Here is a 13,979-nt window from a genome sequence, read left to right on the forward strand (position 1 = left end):
GGGATGTGCGGCATCGCTGGAATTGTGGCGCTGAACGCCGCGGCGGCTTCTCCTTCGCGTGAGGCGCTGATACGGATGGTGGGCGCGCTGGCGCATCGCGGCCCGGACGAGCGCGGCCTTTACCGGGACAAGCGCGCGGGGCTGGCGCATGCCCGCCTGTCCGTCGTCGATCTCTCCAGCGGCCAGCAGCCGCTCGCGGACACAGGCGATACGACCTGGATCGTCTTCAACGGCGAGATATTCAACTATGTCGAGCTGCGCGAAAAGCTGATTGCGCTCGGTCACCGCTTCCGAACCCGCAGCGACACGGAGGTCGCGCTGCACGCGTATCGCGCGTGGGGCGAAGCGGCCTTCGAGCGGATGAACGGCCAATGGGCAATAGCAATCTGGGACTCAATGGCGGGTCGTCTCGTCTTGTCGCGCGACCGGTTCGGCATTTGCCCCCTGCATTTTTGCGAGCATGCGGGCCGGCTTTATTTCGCCAGTGAAGTGAAGGCTATTTTCGCCGCCGATCCGACCATCCCTCGCGCTCTTGATCCCGCCGGCCTCGATCAGACCTTCACGCTCTGGACGGTCGTTCCCCCGCAAGGGGTATTTCAGGGCATCCATGAACTCGTGCCAGGGCATGTCCGCACTTACCAGGACGGCACCGTTCGTGACCACGCCTTCTGGCAACCTTCCTATCCTGAAAATTTCGGATCGCCGCAGGGCGAGTTCACCGGATCGTGCGATGAGGCCGTGGACCGCGTGCGCAGCGCGCTCGAGGCCGCGACGGCGCTACGAATGGTGCGCGCCGACGTGCCCGTCGGCTGTTACCTTTCCGGCGGGCTGGACAGTTCGCTTGTGGCGACACTGGGAAGGCGCTTCGCCGGCCGGCGCTTCCAGACCTTCTCCTTGCGTTTTGCCGACGCCGAATACGACGAGACCCGCTTCCAGCGCCTGGTTGCCGAAGCAACCGGCAGTGAGCACCATGAGGTGGTGGTTTCGCGCAGCGATATCGCCACGATCTTTCCAGAGGTGATCTACCACACCGAACGCCCGATACTGAGGACCGCCCCGGCGCCGCTGTTCCTGCTTTCGAAGCTGGTGCGTGAGCGTGGCATCAAGGTCGTGCTGACCGGCGAAGGCGCCGATGAAATGTTCGCCGGCTACGACCTGTTTCGCGAAGCCAAGGTCCGCCGGTTCTGGGGGCACCAGCCGGCATCGACACGACGCTCGCGGCTGCTGGAGCGCCTTTATCCCTATCTCACCCGCTCGCCGGTGCAACAGCAGGCGATGGCGCGCAAGTTCTTCGGGCGCGGCATCGAGAGCCATGACGCCCCCGGCTTCGCCCACGACACGCGCTGGCGCGGCACCAGCGCCATCAAGCGCCTGTTTTGCGCGGAGCTGCGCGCCGAAACCCAGCGTCATGACACCGTTTCCGAATTGCTCGCCGGCCTGCCCGAGGCGTTCTCGCGCTGGAGCCCGCTTGCGCAGGACCAGTATCTCGAGGTCCAGACCTTGATGTCGGGATATCTGCTTTCCTCGCAGGGCGACAGGATGCTGATGGCCCACTCCGTCGAGGGGCGCTTCCCCTTCCTGGACGATGAGCTCGTGAGCCTCGCGAATTCGCTTCCGCCTTCCTACAAGCTGCGTGTCCTCGATGAGAAGCACGTGCTGAAACGCGTGGCGGAGCCGATCGTGCCCGCCGAGATCGTGACCCGCAAGAAGCAGCCATTCCGGGCGCCCAACGCGCTTTGCTTCGCCGACGAAACCGCACCGGAATATATTCGCGAAGCGCTTTCGGAGACGGCGATACGCAAGGCGAATGTTTTCGATCCGATTTCGGTCACGCGCCTGCTCGGCAAGTGCCAGGCCAGGACCGGCGACGGTGACCTTTCCAATGCCGACAACATGGCGCTCGTCGGCGTGCTGTCGACCCAACTCCTTCACCAGCAGTTTGTCGCAAGCTGTCCCAGTGCAGCGCGCGTGCATGGGCTGAGCGTCGATGTCGACCACGAACATCGGGAGGAGCGCTTGCATGTTGCATGATGCCGTACCCCTGCTGCATGACTATCTCGCGCACTCCGCCGGCCGGCTCGGCGACAAGGTGGCGCTGGTGTGCGGCAAGCAACGTGTCACCTATGGCGAGCTCGAGGCGCGCGCCAATGCGATCGCCGGGGATCTGGCCGCATCAGGGGTGGCACGCGGCGATCGCGTGATGATCTTCGCCGACAACACCGTCGAGACGGTGGTGAGCTTCTGGGCGGTGCTCAAGGCGAATGCTGTGGTGTGCATCGTCAACCCGCTGACCAAGAGCGACAAGCTTGATTATCTGCTCAACGACTGCCGACCGGCGGCGCTGATCACGGATGCGCATCTGCACTCCATCTTCCGCGAGCCGGCGCGCAATTGTCCGTCACTTCTGCGGACGATCGTTTCCGGATCGATCGACGACACCGAACTCTCCCGATTGCCGCAAGCCGTGCGCTGGGAAGCCGCGGTCGCCGCCGGCGACGCACCGCCGTCGCGGCGCTGCATCGATATCGATCTTGCCGCCATCATCTACACCTCCGGCTCGACTGGCGAACCCAAGGGTGTGATGCTGACGCACAGGAACATGATGACCGCGTGCACGTCGATCGCGTCCTACCTCGAGCTTGCCGAGGACGAGGTGATCCTCAATGTCCTGCCCCTCGCCTTCGACTACGGTCTGTACCAGATGATCATGGCGTTTCGCACCGGCGCCCGGCTGGTGCTCGAACGCTCATTCGCCTTCCCGGCGCAGGTGCTTGCGCTGATCAGGCAAGAGAGGGTTACGGGGTTTCCCGGCGTGCCGACCATCTTTGCGGCGCTCTCCGAACTCAAGTCCCTCAGGGACCAGGATTTCTCAAACATTCGCTACGTGACAAACACCGCGGCCGCGCTGCCCCTCAAGCATATTCTCATGCTTCAGGAGCTGTTTTCGAGCGCACGCATCTATTCGATGTACGGCCTCACCGAATGCAAGCGTTGCACCTATCTGCCGCCGGAGGATCTCAAGCGAAAGCCATTGAGTGTCGGGATCGCGATCCCGAATACGGAAATGTGGATCGTCGACGAACATGACAGGCGGGTCGGCCCCGGCGTCGTCGGCCAGCTCGTCATTCGCGGCGCAACGGTGATGAAGGGATATTGGGGCAAGCCCGAGCCTACGGCCAGGAAGCTCAAACCCGGCCCGCTGCCCGGCGAGCAGGTCCTGTACACCGGCGACTACTGCCGGATGGACACGGAGGGCTACCTCTACTTCGTCGGCCGTGGTGATGAGATCATAAAATCGCGCGGCGAGAAGGTGGCGCCGAAGGAAGTGGAGAACGTGCTGATGGATATTCCGGGGGTCCGGGAAGCCGCGGTCATCGGTGTTCCCGACGAACTCCTTGGGCAGGCGGTGAAGGCGTTTGTCGTGATGGAGAACGGAAGAACCATCGGCGAAAAGCAGTTGCAGATGGAATGCCAGAAACGACTGGAGAACTTCATGGTTCCGAAGTCCATCGTCGTCGTGGCCAGCCTGCCGATGACGGACACGGGCAAACTCAAGAAAACGGCCCTGTCATGAGGCGGGGTCGCTAAATCGGTGGTGTCGCCACGGAGGGTGAATTCATGTTGACTGTCAAGGACCGAACCTACAGCGAGCAGATCCGCAGTTTCCTGGTTTCGAATTTCTACGTGAGCGACGTGAAGGCGTTGGTAGACGACACGTCCTTGCTCGATCAAGGCATCGTCGACTCGACGGGAGTGCTTGAGATTATCGGCTTTATCGAGGAGACCTTTGGCATCACCGTCGAAGACAGCGAGCTCTTGCCTGAAAACCTCGATTCCATTCAAGGGATCGAGCAGTACATCATCCGCAAGATGAACTGATCGCCGGCGTAAAACCCGGAGCGGTCCCGCAATTGCTCAGCTGTCCGCACGCTCACGCCTGCGCCTTGGCTTGCCCCAGAACCACCCGGCCCTCGCCCGCTTCGTTCGATACAATGCGGATGTTCTCGTATGCCTTGCTGCGTTCCAGCAGCCCGATCACCTGCCGGTCCTGGCCTAGGCCGACCTCGAAGAGCAGGATGCCGCCAGGCCGCAAGTATCGCGGCGCGTCTTTCACCACCCGCATATGGATGCTCAGGCCGTAAGGGCCGGCCGCGAACGCTTCACGCGGCTCGAGTTCGACCAGATGCGCGCGGTCGCCCTCGAGCCGCTTTTCCGAAATGTAGGGCGGATTGCAGACGATCACGTCGATCGTCGCGTCAAGCTCGAGGCCCGAGAGCGCGTCGAACAAGTCGCCCTGAAGCACCGAAACACGGTCAGCCATGCCGTGATGGGCGGCGTTACGGCGTGCCACGTCGACGCATCCGTCGGTGAGGTCGCTCGCCCAGACACGCGCGGTGGGACTGCGGTGGGCGATGGCACACGCCAGATTGCCAGTGCCGCAACACATGTCGACGATGCGCGGCGCCGGCAGATTCATTTGATGCAAGACACCGAGGGCCGTCGTGCCCAGCAATTCCGTCTCTGGCCGGGGGACGAGCGCGCCGGGCGCGACGAGCAGCTCAAGTCCCATGAAGACGGCGCGGCCCGAGCCATAGGCGTCGGCGACACTGAACTCTTTGCTCATCGCGAACCCCTGACCTTCCCAGTATAGGCGTTCGGCATTCGCACGCCAGTCAAACCTGTCATTGGAGAACCCCGGCAAGCCGCCAGCCGATCAGTCTCTTACATCCATGTCGAGCGCGGCAATGACGGCATTCAGGCGCTCGGCTGTTGGATCGTTCTTCAATCGCCGCAGATTGAAATCGAGGTGTTCCTTCTTGAACATGGAGACCAACGTGATGCCCGCCGAATTCGATGCAAATGCGTAGTCGGCGAGAAACGAGACAGCAATTTCACGGGGACTGCCGCGGTATCCGAGATCGCCAAGAGCGACCAGTATCTCCTTTTGCGCGTTGAACTTCGCGACGATCCGTTCGAGGGCCGAGAATGTCCCGTGCGTTACAAACGTTCTGTGGCGGTGAGCACGCGCCTTCAACTTCCCGAGGTTTGGCTCCAGCGGGGTATTGGCAATCTGCACGAACCGATAAGGCAGCGATTCCTTGAAAGCCGTCATTCCAGCCTCGAGGTCTCCTGCGACCGAAATGGCCCGAGCCTTCCCGTCCTGAACCACGCGCTCCACAGCCCGGATGATATCCTCGCGAACAAGTTCCTCCGCGGTTGGACGGTGCAGCGCGAGGACATCGACATAGTCCGTGCGAAGGCGCCCCAGGCTCTCCTCGACACTTGATCTTATCAACTCCGCGGACAGCGGCACCTTGAAGGGCGTGGGGCGCACTTTTGAGGCATAGCGCTTGAGCGCCGGAGCCGCCGCAACAGCGATCCGCGACAACGGCTTCATCAGTCGCATGGTGGCGGAGGTCTTCGGCGGACGCATGCCAACCTTGGTGCAGACGCAGACGCGATCGCGCTTGCCTGATGCAAATTCGCCCCAGATAGATTCAGCCATCCCGTCGCCATAAGAAGGCGCTACGTCGTACCATGTTACCCCCGCTTCGTAGGCGCGTTCGAGCGTCTCGATCCCCTTGCGAACTCCGATGCGAGAACCAAGCGAAGCACAGCCAAAACCGATACTTGATACGTTGCTGCCGATGGCTTCGACAAAGACCCGCTTCATGGCTAAGACCCGTTTTCATTCCGGCATTAAGCCAGCTGGAATCTCAATGATCTTTTGTCTTTCTGTCAAAGACAGGCATGAAGCGCATCATTCATTTGCTGCTATTGCTGCTGGCGGTCTATCCAGCGCAAAGGCAGCATGGACAGGACTTTGATGATTGGCCCAAGGCCCTTTTGGTGTGCGACTAGGGCGCGCTTGTCACGACCGGCGAGCGGTCCTTCTGCGTCACCGGTGAATGGAACGACATGGACAGCCTCGCGGTGGCGAGAACCCGGTCTATTCAGATCTACAACTCCCTGATGCGAATATCCGTCGCCTCGAAGACGGCGTTGGCAATGGCCGCGGTCACGTTCAGAGCGCGCCGGTTGGCACCGCGCCTGCCGAAATGTCATCGCCGTCCCGGAGCCGTGCGAGTTGACCTGGACCTGTCAGCCGAAGTGCGCGGGAGCGAAGTTCTCGATATCGCCATTCACACGGGAAATGCGCCATGCGGGGGGTCGGAAATCTTGATGATATCGTCGACAGGCAGACCAGTGTGTGCCGCCTGGCGATCAAGCCGCAGTTATTTCCCAAGTGTCAGGTAGAGTTTAGGTAGCATCTCCGTCAATCGCTCGACCGTGGCAATGTTGATGGCATTCCTCTGCCCGAAGATGCGTTCCAAGGAGCCCTCCGGGGTGGAATCCAGGCCGACGCAGAACGTGTTTACGCCAAGGCGGCTCAATCCCTGAACAGCCCTGCGCGCGTCCTCGACGAGGTAGCGGCGGTCCTCGGTATCGATATCTGACGGCTCGCCGTCGCTGACGACGAGCAGCAGCCGTCTGTAGCTGCGCTGTTTGGCGAGGTCGGCGCCGGCGTGCCGGACCGCTGCGCCGAGACGAGTCGAAAAGCCGCTTTGCAACCCCGCCAGCCTTGCTTCCACGAGACCGTCATAAGGCTGAGCGAAATCCTTGATCCGGAAATAACGCACATCCTCGCGCCGGTCGGAACAGAATGCGGCAATGGCGAAAGGATCGTCGAGACCGGACATGGCCTGCGACAAGAGAGCCGCGGCCTGTCGCTCGACGTCGAGCACGGTGTGGCGCCGGTTTCCGACGAGATCGCTGGTGGATTGCGAGACGTCGAGCAGCAAAAGCACAGAGAGGTCACGGCTGCGGCGTTCGTAACGGCCATGGATGCGTGGGCTGGGCGGTTCGCCTATGCGCCGCGCGATCGCGGCGTCGATGCATGCGTCAATGTCGAGGAACTCGCCCTCGGACTGCCGGCGCAGGCGCTCGGCGCGACTCACCTTCGCGGAACGGATCAGCGCGGTGACCCTGTTGGCCAGATCTGTTCTATCGTCGCGCAGCCTTGCAACCTGCGCGGCTGAAGCGGCCTGCGCCGGATACTCCTTGACCGAAACCCAGTCCGGCTGTTCGCGACCGGTGACATAATCGAACTCGCCATAGCGCGCCACCGGCACGCCTTCCATGAGCGCCGGCTGGAGCTCGACACGCCCCGCCTCGCCGTCAGGCTTGTTCTCCTGCTCGGTGCGACCGGGATGTTCGTCGTTCTCCTCTCGCCGGATGCGCGCCGATGACAAGACCTGCTCGGCATCCTGCGCCTGGCTGTCGTCGTCGCCGAAATCCCAAAGGGCGAGATTGTCGTCGCGATAGGGCGGCTGCACGACATAGTTTTTGGGATCGAACTGGACGCGCATCTGGCCGAGGTCATTGCCCAACAGATTTCCGATGCGCCGACTGAGCTGCTGGTCATGAAGCTCTTCCCCGGCAAAGGCTTTGCGCGCTTTGGCGATCCACGGGTTTGGATCTGCATAGGATGGATCGGCCAGTGCTCGCGACAGCCGGGCGAAAAGCGCCGGTGCGGTGACGGCGCTGGACGGTTGCGCGCTGTGGAGGGGCAGGAACAGCCGCGCCAGTCCCGGCAGCTCGAGCATCGCAAGTTGCTCGACGCGAGCATCCTCGATCAGCGACACCAGAGCAACCTGCGCCGGCCTCAATCCACCGACCGGAAAACGGTCACGCGTGAAACGCAAATGCGCGGCTATGTGAGCCGCGGCTGCCCGGTACAGGTGTTCCGCATCGCGGGCTTGGAAGCCTGGGAAAGACGACGGCAGACGCACGATGCCGCCATCAAAGCCTGCCCGCCGACGTGCCTGCTCGGGGGCGTTGGCCGGCGTTTCGCGCAATGGCGGGCTGTCTCCCCACAAGGCAGTGAGGAACGGCCGCAGCCTGGACTCCATATCGGTGAAGCCGGTCTGTCCGCTCGCCCGCTGCAGCCACCGGACGGCGGAGGGGTCCTCCAGCCGGAAGAAGCGAAGGCGCCGCTGCTTATCTCCCTCGGCCATCCTTATGCCGATGCGCGTCCATGTTTGCAGACCTTCCAGGCCTATCTGGGTGAGAAGCTGCGGCGTCTGTTCAAGCAAATGCGCCAGCGACTCGGAGGCTTTTAAACCGACGTCCTCGACAAGTCGCAGCCATCGCAGAAACCCGTCTTCTCCGAGCATTACCGCGACCGAGACCGCTTGCTGCGGGAGCAGCTCAGCCGCGACCCTTCCGGCGCGGATGGCAACTCCCGAAACAGTGCCGGCAAGATCGACAGCCGCCTGCGGCGACACGAGCAGCGCAAGTCGCGGTGACGAGCGGACATAGGCTTTGGCCACCGCCTCGCCATAGCCGGCGCCGGCCAGCCGGCGACAGGCACGAATCCAGGCTGGGTGCAGGTCGCCGGGAAAAGCGTTCCGCGCTTCCTGGCTTAAAGCGTCCTGATGGGCCATGTCGCGTCTGTGCGCATGCTCGACCATCCTAGATGCAGGCCGCGACCGCGGCCTTGAGCGCGTCGCGCATGTCCGGATCGTCGGTTATGGGCAGCACCAAGGCGACTTCGCACGCTTCGGCCAAACCAATGCCGTGTCGGGCGAGCAGTCCGGCATTGATCAGCATGCGCGTCGATGCGCCCTCCTCCAGACCATGCCCTTTGAGATTGCGGGCCCGGTGCGCGATGCGCACAAGCGTCTGCGCGACGGCGCGATCGACGCCGGACTCGGTTGCGACGATCTCAGCCTCGATCGCTTCCTGCGGATAGGAGAAAGCGATGGCGGCGAAACGTTGCTTGGTCGATTCCTTGAGATCCTTCAGCACGCTCTGGTAGCCGGGATTGTAGGAGATCACGAGCTGGAAATCCGGATGCGCCTTCAGCACCTCGTTCCTCTTCTCCAGCGGCAGGATGCGGCGGTCATCGGTCAGCGAATGGATGACGACGGTGGTGTCCTGGCGGGCCTCGACGATCTCGTCGAGATAACAGATGGCGCCGGTGCGCACAGCAAGCGTCAGCGGCCCGTCATGCCACACCGTGCCGTCCGCATCGAGCAGATAGCGGCCGACGAGATCGGAAGCAGTCATATCCTCATGGCAGGACACGGTGATCAGCGGTCGCCCGAGCCGCCAGGCCATGTGCTCGACGAAGCGCGTCTTGCCGCATCCGGTCGGACCTTTCAGCATGACCGGCATGCGCGATGCGAACGCCGCCTCGAACAGCGCCACTTCGTTGCCTACCGGTCGGAAATAAGGCTCGGAAGCGATGCGAAAATCCTTCAGCGCATCGTCCTCGCGCGTTGCCGTCCCCCGATTCATGTCAGTCTCCAGATGCACGTCGCAAAGCCGGGCGCGCCGCGCCCCTCGTCAGGCCGCGGCACTTGGGATGAGCCATCGCCTCAGCGGTGGGCCGCCACTTTGTTGGGGATGCCTTCGATGGGGCTCTCCGGCGTGCCGACAGTCTGGCGGGTCATTGCCTCGACGCGCTCGCGCGTGCCTTCCGGATCCGTGATCCACTGCTTGTAGAAATTGTACGGACATACGGCGTGCCCGCGGGTGTCGTCGCCGGAGTTGATGAGGCCGGTGTAGCCACGATGCAGCAGCTTGAAGAGATGGTTCTGCGACTGCATGTTGCGACGTGCGTCGCGCAGCAGCGAGGTCGAAAGCTGCGCATACTGGATGCCGTTTTCCTCGGTGCCGCATTCGCCCAGCGTGCGTCCGTCGAAGCCGATGATCGCCGAATGGCCAAAATAGGAATAGACGCCGTCGAAGCCGGCCGCGTTGGCGACGGCGACATAGACGTTGTTGGCCCAGGCCATCGACTTCGAAATCAGGATCTGCTGCTCCTTGGCCGGGTACATGTAACCCTGGCAGCGGATGATCAATTCGGCTCCGCGCATGGCGCAGTCGCGCCATATTTCCGGGTAGTTGCCGTCGTCGCAGATGATCAGGCTGATCTTCATTCCTTTCGGGCCTTCCGAGACATAGGTGCAGTCGCCGGGATACCAGCCCTCGATCGGCACCCAGGGCATGATCTTGCGATACCTCTGCACGATCTCGCCCTTATCGTTCATCAAGATCAAAGTATTGTAGGGCGCCTTGTTAGGGTGTTCCTCATGCCGCTCCCCGGTCAGCGAAAAGACGCCCCAGACCCGGGCCTTCTTGCAGGCTTCGGCGAAAATCTGGGTCTCTTCGCCGGGGATGGACGAGGCGGTCTCATACATCTCCTTCTGGTCGTACATGATGCCGTGGGTGGAATATTCGGGAAAGATGACCAGATCCATGCCCGGCAGGCCACGCTTCATCCCTTCCACCATCTCGGCGATGTTGCGGGCGTTGGCGAGCACCTCGTCGCGCGTGTGCAGGCGCGGCATCTTGTAGTTGACGACGGCAACACCGACCGTGTCTTTGCTGCTCGAAATATCGCCGTGATACATGTCTTACTCCTCCTTGGGTTTGCCGGTGTCCGTCTAGACAACCAGATGCTGGTGGATCATCTCGTCGCTGAGCTGGCCGATCGGGCCACTGACAGCGACGCTGCCGCGATTGAGAATGGCGAAACGCTGCGACGCGCGGCGGGCAAAGGCGATGTTCTGCTCGACAAGCACGATCGTGAGCCCGCGCGTACGATTGAGGTCGATCAGCACGTTCTCGATCTGCTCGACGATGTTGGGCTGGATGCCTTCCGTCGGCTCGTCGAGCAGCATGATCTTGGGATCTGACAGCAGGGCGCGCGCAATGGCGAGTTGCTGCTGCTGGCCGCCGGACAGGTTGCCGCCGCGGCGACCAAGGAATTCCTTGAGGATCGGGAAAAGCTCGAGCACCCATTCCGCGATCCGCCCGCCGCCTTTGGCGGCGAACGTTCCCACCATGAGGTTTTCCCGCACCGTGAAGCCAGGCAGGATGCCGCGCCCTTGCGGCACGTAGCCGATACCGGCCAGCGCGCGCTTGTGCGTGGGTTGGTCGACCAGTTCCTCGCCGTCGAGTCGTATCGAACCGGTCGTGCGGCTCATCAAGCCGAGGATCGTGCGCAGCAGTGTCGTCTTGCCGACGCCGTTGCGGCCCAGCACGGAAAAGAAATCGCCCGCGCCGACGTTCAGCGACACCGACTGCAGCGCACGGCTGCGACCATAGAAGCCATCGACATTGGCAAGCTCAAGCATGGCCGATTCCTCCCGAGCCGAGATAGGCGTCACGCACGGCTTGGTTGGATTCGACCTCGGCGATCGTTCCTTCGGCGAGCAGCTTGCCCTGATGCATGACTGAGATGGTCTGCGCGATGTCGCGCACGAAGCCCATGTCGTGCTCGACCACGATCAGCGTGTGCTTGCCGCGTAGCCGGCAGAAGAGGTCGGCAGTCTTCTTCGTCTCCTGCTGAGTCATGCCGGCGGTCGGCTCATCCATCAGGATGAGCAAAGGATCCTGCGCCAGGATGAGTGCGATCTCGAGCCACTGGGTCTGTCCGTGCGACAGATGCGCGGCCGGCGTCGCCAGTTCCTCCTCGAGGCCGACAAGCTCGGCCAGCCGTTCGATTTCGGCCTTGTCACCACCCTGGCCGAAACTGAACAGATTCGCCAGAACGCCCGGCCTGCTCGAGCGACCGATATGCAAATTGTCGCGCACGCTGAGATCGCGAAATACGCTCGGCACCTGGAACTTGCGACCGATGCCGGTGCGGGCGATGGCGTGCTCGCTGAGGCGATGGATGGGCTTGTCGCGGAAGTACACCGCACCCGCCGCCAGCCGGGTCTTGCCGCAGATCAGATCCAGCGCCGTCGTCTTGCCGGCACCGTTCGGCCCTATGAGGCAGCGCAGCTCGCCCTTCGCCACGCGCAGCGTCAAGTCCGACACGGCGACGAAGCCGCTGAAGGTGACACGCGCCTGGTCGATCAGAAGCTGGGCCTCGGTCATGACAGGCTCTCCAGATGGCGGGGATTGCTTTCCACGTCCTTGCGCTCCGGCTGTTCGGTGGTTGCTAAGCGCTTGCGCTCGAAGCGGCCTCCGATTGCCTCCAGAGCGCCGGCGATGCCTTTCGGCAGGAACAGCACGACAAGGACAAAGAGCAGGCCCATGACGAGCGTCCAGCTGTCGAGGAAAGTCTCCGATTCGGACAGCGCGCCTTGCATACCGGCCACGACGAGCGCGCCGACCATGGCACCGACCAGGCTCTGGCGGCCGCCAACGGCAACCCAGATGACGACGGAGAGGGAAAGCGGCACACCCATGAAGGTCGGCGAGGCGAACTCCATGACGATCGTGTAGAGCATGCCGGCGAGGCCGGCGATGGCGCCTGAGACGGCGAAAATGAACATCTTGTAGAACGCGACGTCATAGCCGAAGAAGCGGACGCGATCTTCCTGATCGCGAATTGCTTGCACGATGAGGCCGGCTTTGCTCTTGGTCACCGCCAGGGCAATGAACAGCGAGGCTGTCAGGCAGATCGCAACGAGGTAATAGCTCGCCGAGCCATAGGCATCGAAGGCAAAACCGGCGACATCGAACTGGGCCAGATCGGTGATGCCGTTGAAGCCGCCTGTGTAGGCCTGCTGATCGATGATGACGAGTTGCACCACGACCATGGCGGCCAGCGTGATGATGGCGGCATAGACCCCGGTGACGCGGCCACGGAACATGAACCAGCCGAGAAGTGTCGCGAACAGCACCGGCACGACAATGCCGGCCGCCACGCCAAAGCTCATCGAATAGAAGGGCTTCCAGAACCACGGCAGTTCCGGAACATTGTTCCAGACCATGAAATCGGGCAGCCCGTCCGGACCGGTATGGACGGGGATGGTCTTCAGTTTCAGCGCCATTGCCATGCAATAGGAACCGAGGCCGAAGGTGGTGGCCTGGCCGAGGTTAAGGATACCGGCGTAGCCCCAGGAAAGGCTCAGCGCGATGGCGAGCATGCCGAGCACGAGATAGCGCGCGTATTTGTTGAGCAGGAACGCGTCGTCGAGGAAGACGGGCACGACCAGGATCGCCAGGCATACCAGCGCGCAGATCGCGATTTCTGTTTTTGTCTTGCCGGACACTATGCTGTTTCCCTGGTTCTGATCGGTAACGGTTCAGGTCCGCACGCGCGCGGTGAAGAGACCTTGCGGCCGGAAGCGGATGAGGACGACTATGGCGAGCAGGACGAGCGCCTTGGCGATCGTGTCGTTGGAGTAGAAGGCGAGGTAGCCGGAGAGCTCGCCAAGAATGCCGGAGCTTGCCAGCGTTCCCATCAGGCTTTGCGTGCCGCCGAGAACGACGACCATGAAGGCATCGACGACATAGCCGGTGCCCATCTCGGGTGAGACGCTCTTCAGCGGCGAGACCAGCGCGCCGGCCAGACCGGCAATACCCGCCCCGTAAGCGAAGGTCAGCCGATAGATACGGCCGGCGTTGATGCCGCAGCTCGAGGCGACGGAGCGGTTCTGGGTAATGGCCCTGAGCTTCAGACCGAAATTGGTGTAGCGGTAGATCCCCCAGGTCAAGCCGAACAGCGCAAGCGACACAAGCAGTATGAAAAGGCGATAGGCCGAGTCCGTCGCGCCGAGGATGGTGACACTTTTCGAAAGAGACTCCGGCATCTGCACGTAGCGAAGCTCGCCGCCCACGGCCAGGCGCACCGCTTGCTGCGCGATCACGCCAATGCCCCATGTCGCCAGGATGGTATCGAGCAGCCGGTCGTAGAGCCGGCTGATGACCAGCACTTCCACCAACCAGCCGACGGCAGCCATGATGATGAAGATCGGCAGCAGGCTGGCGATCAACCCCATGCCGAACTGGGTCTGCAGGGCCCAGGCGGCATAGGCGCCGAGCATCACGAACTCGCCATGCGCGAGATTGATGACGCCCGTGACGCCGTAGATGATGGCGAGGCCGAGCGCCACCAGCATCAGGATCGATGCGATGCTGAGGCCGGTCATGAGCTGCGATACGAGGATGTCCATTTCACGCCTTTGGGCACACCGTTGGAAAGGGCGGCGCCGCGGGTGGCGCCGCCAATG

At 62.6% G+C, this 13,979-nt stretch carries 13 protein-coding genes; 4 read left to right on the top strand and 9 right to left on the bottom strand.

Going from position 1 to position 13,979, the window contains the following annotated elements:
- Positions 1 to 3: 3 nt before the first annotated feature.
- Genes asnB through JG746_RS29750 form a run of 3 tightly spaced genes read left to right on the top strand, consistent with a single transcriptional unit; the run spans position 4 to position 3,879 of the window.
- On the top strand, positions 4 to 2,031 hold the full coding sequence (asnB, locus tag JG746_RS29740; protein ID WP_202355976.1) for an asparagine synthase (glutamine-hydrolyzing): 2,028 nt from the start codon (positions 4 to 6) through the stop codon (positions 2,029 to 2,031).
- A complete protein-coding gene (locus JG746_RS29745; RefSeq protein ID WP_202355977.1) occupies positions 2,021 to 3,574 on the top strand; it encodes a class I adenylate-forming enzyme family protein in 1,554 nt (517 codons plus the stop codon). Before asnB ends, JG746_RS29745 begins: the two co-directional genes overlap by 11 nt.
- A 44-nt stretch (positions 3,575 to 3,618) precedes the next feature.
- Entirely contained in the window at positions 3,619 to 3,879 is a 261-nt protein-coding gene (locus JG746_RS29750) for an acyl carrier protein (RefSeq protein ID WP_202355978.1), read from the top strand.
- Positions 3,880 to 3,931: 52 nt separating this feature from the next.
- Here the strand turns inward: JG746_RS29750 and JG746_RS29755 are convergent, their stop codons facing one another.
- Together JG746_RS29755 and JG746_RS29760 are read right to left on the bottom strand one after the other, a co-directional pair.
- Positions 3,932 to 4,624, bottom strand: a complete 693-nt coding sequence (locus JG746_RS29755; protein ID WP_202355979.1) for a N5-glutamine methyltransferase family protein — start codon at positions 4,622 to 4,624, stop codon at positions 3,932 to 3,934.
- A gap of 90 nt (positions 4,625 to 4,714) precedes the next feature.
- Positions 4,715 to 5,674 carry an aldo/keto reductase gene (locus JG746_RS29760; RefSeq protein WP_202355980.1) on the bottom strand — a complete coding sequence of 320 codons (960 nt, stop codon included), beginning with the start codon at positions 5,672 to 5,674 and terminating at the stop codon, positions 4,715 to 4,717.
- Here JG746_RS29760 and JG746_RS29765 point away from each other — a divergent pair.
- Positions 5,673 to 5,828, top strand: a complete 156-nt coding sequence (locus JG746_RS29765; RefSeq protein ID WP_202355981.1) for a hypothetical protein — start codon at positions 5,673 to 5,675, stop codon at positions 5,826 to 5,828. The genes JG746_RS29760 and JG746_RS29765 overlap by 2 nt on opposite strands.
- Before the next feature lie 408 nt (positions 5,829 to 6,236).
- On the opposite strand, the gene JG746_RS29770 is transcribed toward JG746_RS29765, so the two are convergent.
- From JG746_RS29770 to urtB, 7 genes are all read right to left on the bottom strand, one after another.
- Positions 6,237 to 8,447, bottom strand: a complete 2,211-nt coding sequence (locus JG746_RS29770) for a nitric oxide reductase activation protein NorD (protein ID WP_202355982.1) — start codon at positions 8,445 to 8,447, stop codon at positions 6,237 to 6,239.
- A 28-nt stretch (positions 8,448 to 8,475) separates the two neighbouring features.
- On the bottom strand, positions 8,476 to 9,303 hold the full coding sequence (locus tag JG746_RS29775) for a CbbQ/NirQ/NorQ/GpvN family protein (RefSeq protein WP_202355983.1): 828 nt from the start codon (positions 9,301 to 9,303) through the stop codon (positions 8,476 to 8,478).
- 80 nt (positions 9,304 to 9,383) lie between these two features.
- The gene (locus tag JG746_RS29780; RefSeq protein ID WP_202355984.1) at positions 9,384 to 10,421 is read right to left on the bottom strand and encodes an aliphatic amidase; all 1,038 of its coding nucleotides are present in this window, start codon (positions 10,419 to 10,421) and stop codon (positions 9,384 to 9,386) included.
- Positions 10,422 to 10,454: 33 nt separating this feature from the next.
- Positions 10,455 to 11,147 carry an urea ABC transporter ATP-binding subunit UrtE gene (urtE, locus tag JG746_RS29785; RefSeq protein WP_202355985.1) on the bottom strand — a complete coding sequence of 231 codons (693 nt, stop codon included), beginning with the start codon at positions 11,145 to 11,147 and terminating at the stop codon, positions 10,455 to 10,457.
- Complete coding sequence (gene urtD / locus JG746_RS29790; RefSeq protein WP_202355986.1) at positions 11,140 to 11,895, bottom strand: urea ABC transporter ATP-binding protein UrtD; 756 nt, start codon at positions 11,893 to 11,895, stop codon at positions 11,140 to 11,142. Before urtD ends, urtE begins: the two co-directional genes overlap by 8 nt.
- Entirely contained in the window at positions 11,892 to 13,019 is a 1,128-nt protein-coding gene (gene urtC, locus JG746_RS29795) for an urea ABC transporter permease subunit UrtC (RefSeq protein WP_244730537.1), read from the bottom strand. Before urtC ends, urtD begins: the two co-directional genes overlap by 4 nt.
- A gap of 33 nt (positions 13,020 to 13,052) precedes the next feature.
- Positions 13,053 to 13,922, bottom strand: a complete 870-nt coding sequence (gene urtB / locus JG746_RS29800; RefSeq protein WP_202355987.1) for an urea ABC transporter permease subunit UrtB — start codon at positions 13,920 to 13,922, stop codon at positions 13,053 to 13,055.
- Positions 13,923 to 13,979: the final 57 nt, after the last annotated feature.

This window comes from Mesorhizobium sp. 113-3-3 (assembly GCF_016756495.1).
Lineage (GTDB): Bacteria > Pseudomonadota > Alphaproteobacteria > Rhizobiales > Rhizobiaceae > Mesorhizobium.

What these genes read in the sequence shown, in the direction of transcription:
- asnB (WP_202355976.1), top strand. Translation starts at nt 4, where the DNA reads ATGTGCGGCATCGCTGGAATTGTGGCGCTGAACGCCGCGGCGGCTTCT.
- JG746_RS29745 (WP_202355977.1), top strand. Translation starts at nt 2,021, where the DNA reads ATGTTGCATGATGCCGTACCCCTGCTGCATGACTATCTCGCGCACTCC.
- JG746_RS29750 (WP_202355978.1), top strand. Translation starts at nt 3,619, where the DNA reads ATGTTGACTGTCAAGGACCGAACCTACAGCGAGCAGATCCGCAGTTTC.
- JG746_RS29755 (WP_202355979.1), bottom strand. Translation starts at nt 4,624, where the DNA reads ATGAGCAAAGAGTTCAGTGTCGCCGACGCCTATGGCTCGGGCCGCGCC.
- JG746_RS29765 (WP_202355981.1), top strand. Translation starts at nt 5,673, where the DNA reads ATGGCTAAGACCCGTTTTCATTCCGGCATTAAGCCAGCTGGAATCTCA.
- JG746_RS29760 (WP_202355980.1), bottom strand. Translation starts at nt 5,674, where the DNA reads ATGAAGCGGGTCTTTGTCGAAGCCATCGGCAGCAACGTATCAAGTATC.
- JG746_RS29770 (WP_202355982.1), bottom strand. Translation starts at nt 8,447, where the DNA reads ATGGCCCATCAGGACGCTTTAAGCCAGGAAGCGCGGAACGCTTTTCCC.
- JG746_RS29775 (WP_202355983.1), bottom strand. Translation starts at nt 9,303, where the DNA reads ATGAATCGGGGGACGGCAACGCGCGAGGACGATGCGCTGAAGGATTTT.
- JG746_RS29780 (WP_202355984.1), bottom strand. Translation starts at nt 10,421, where the DNA reads ATGTATCACGGCGATATTTCGAGCAGCAAAGACACGGTCGGTGTTGCC.
- urtE (WP_202355985.1), bottom strand. Translation starts at nt 11,147, where the DNA reads ATGCTTGAGCTTGCCAATGTCGATGGCTTCTATGGTCGCAGCCGTGCG.
- urtD (WP_202355986.1), bottom strand. Translation starts at nt 11,895, where the DNA reads ATGACCGAGGCCCAGCTTCTGATCGACCAGGCGCGTGTCACCTTCAGC.
- urtB (WP_202355987.1), bottom strand. Translation starts at nt 13,922, where the DNA reads ATGGACATCCTCGTATCGCAGCTCATGACCGGCCTCAGCATCGCATCG.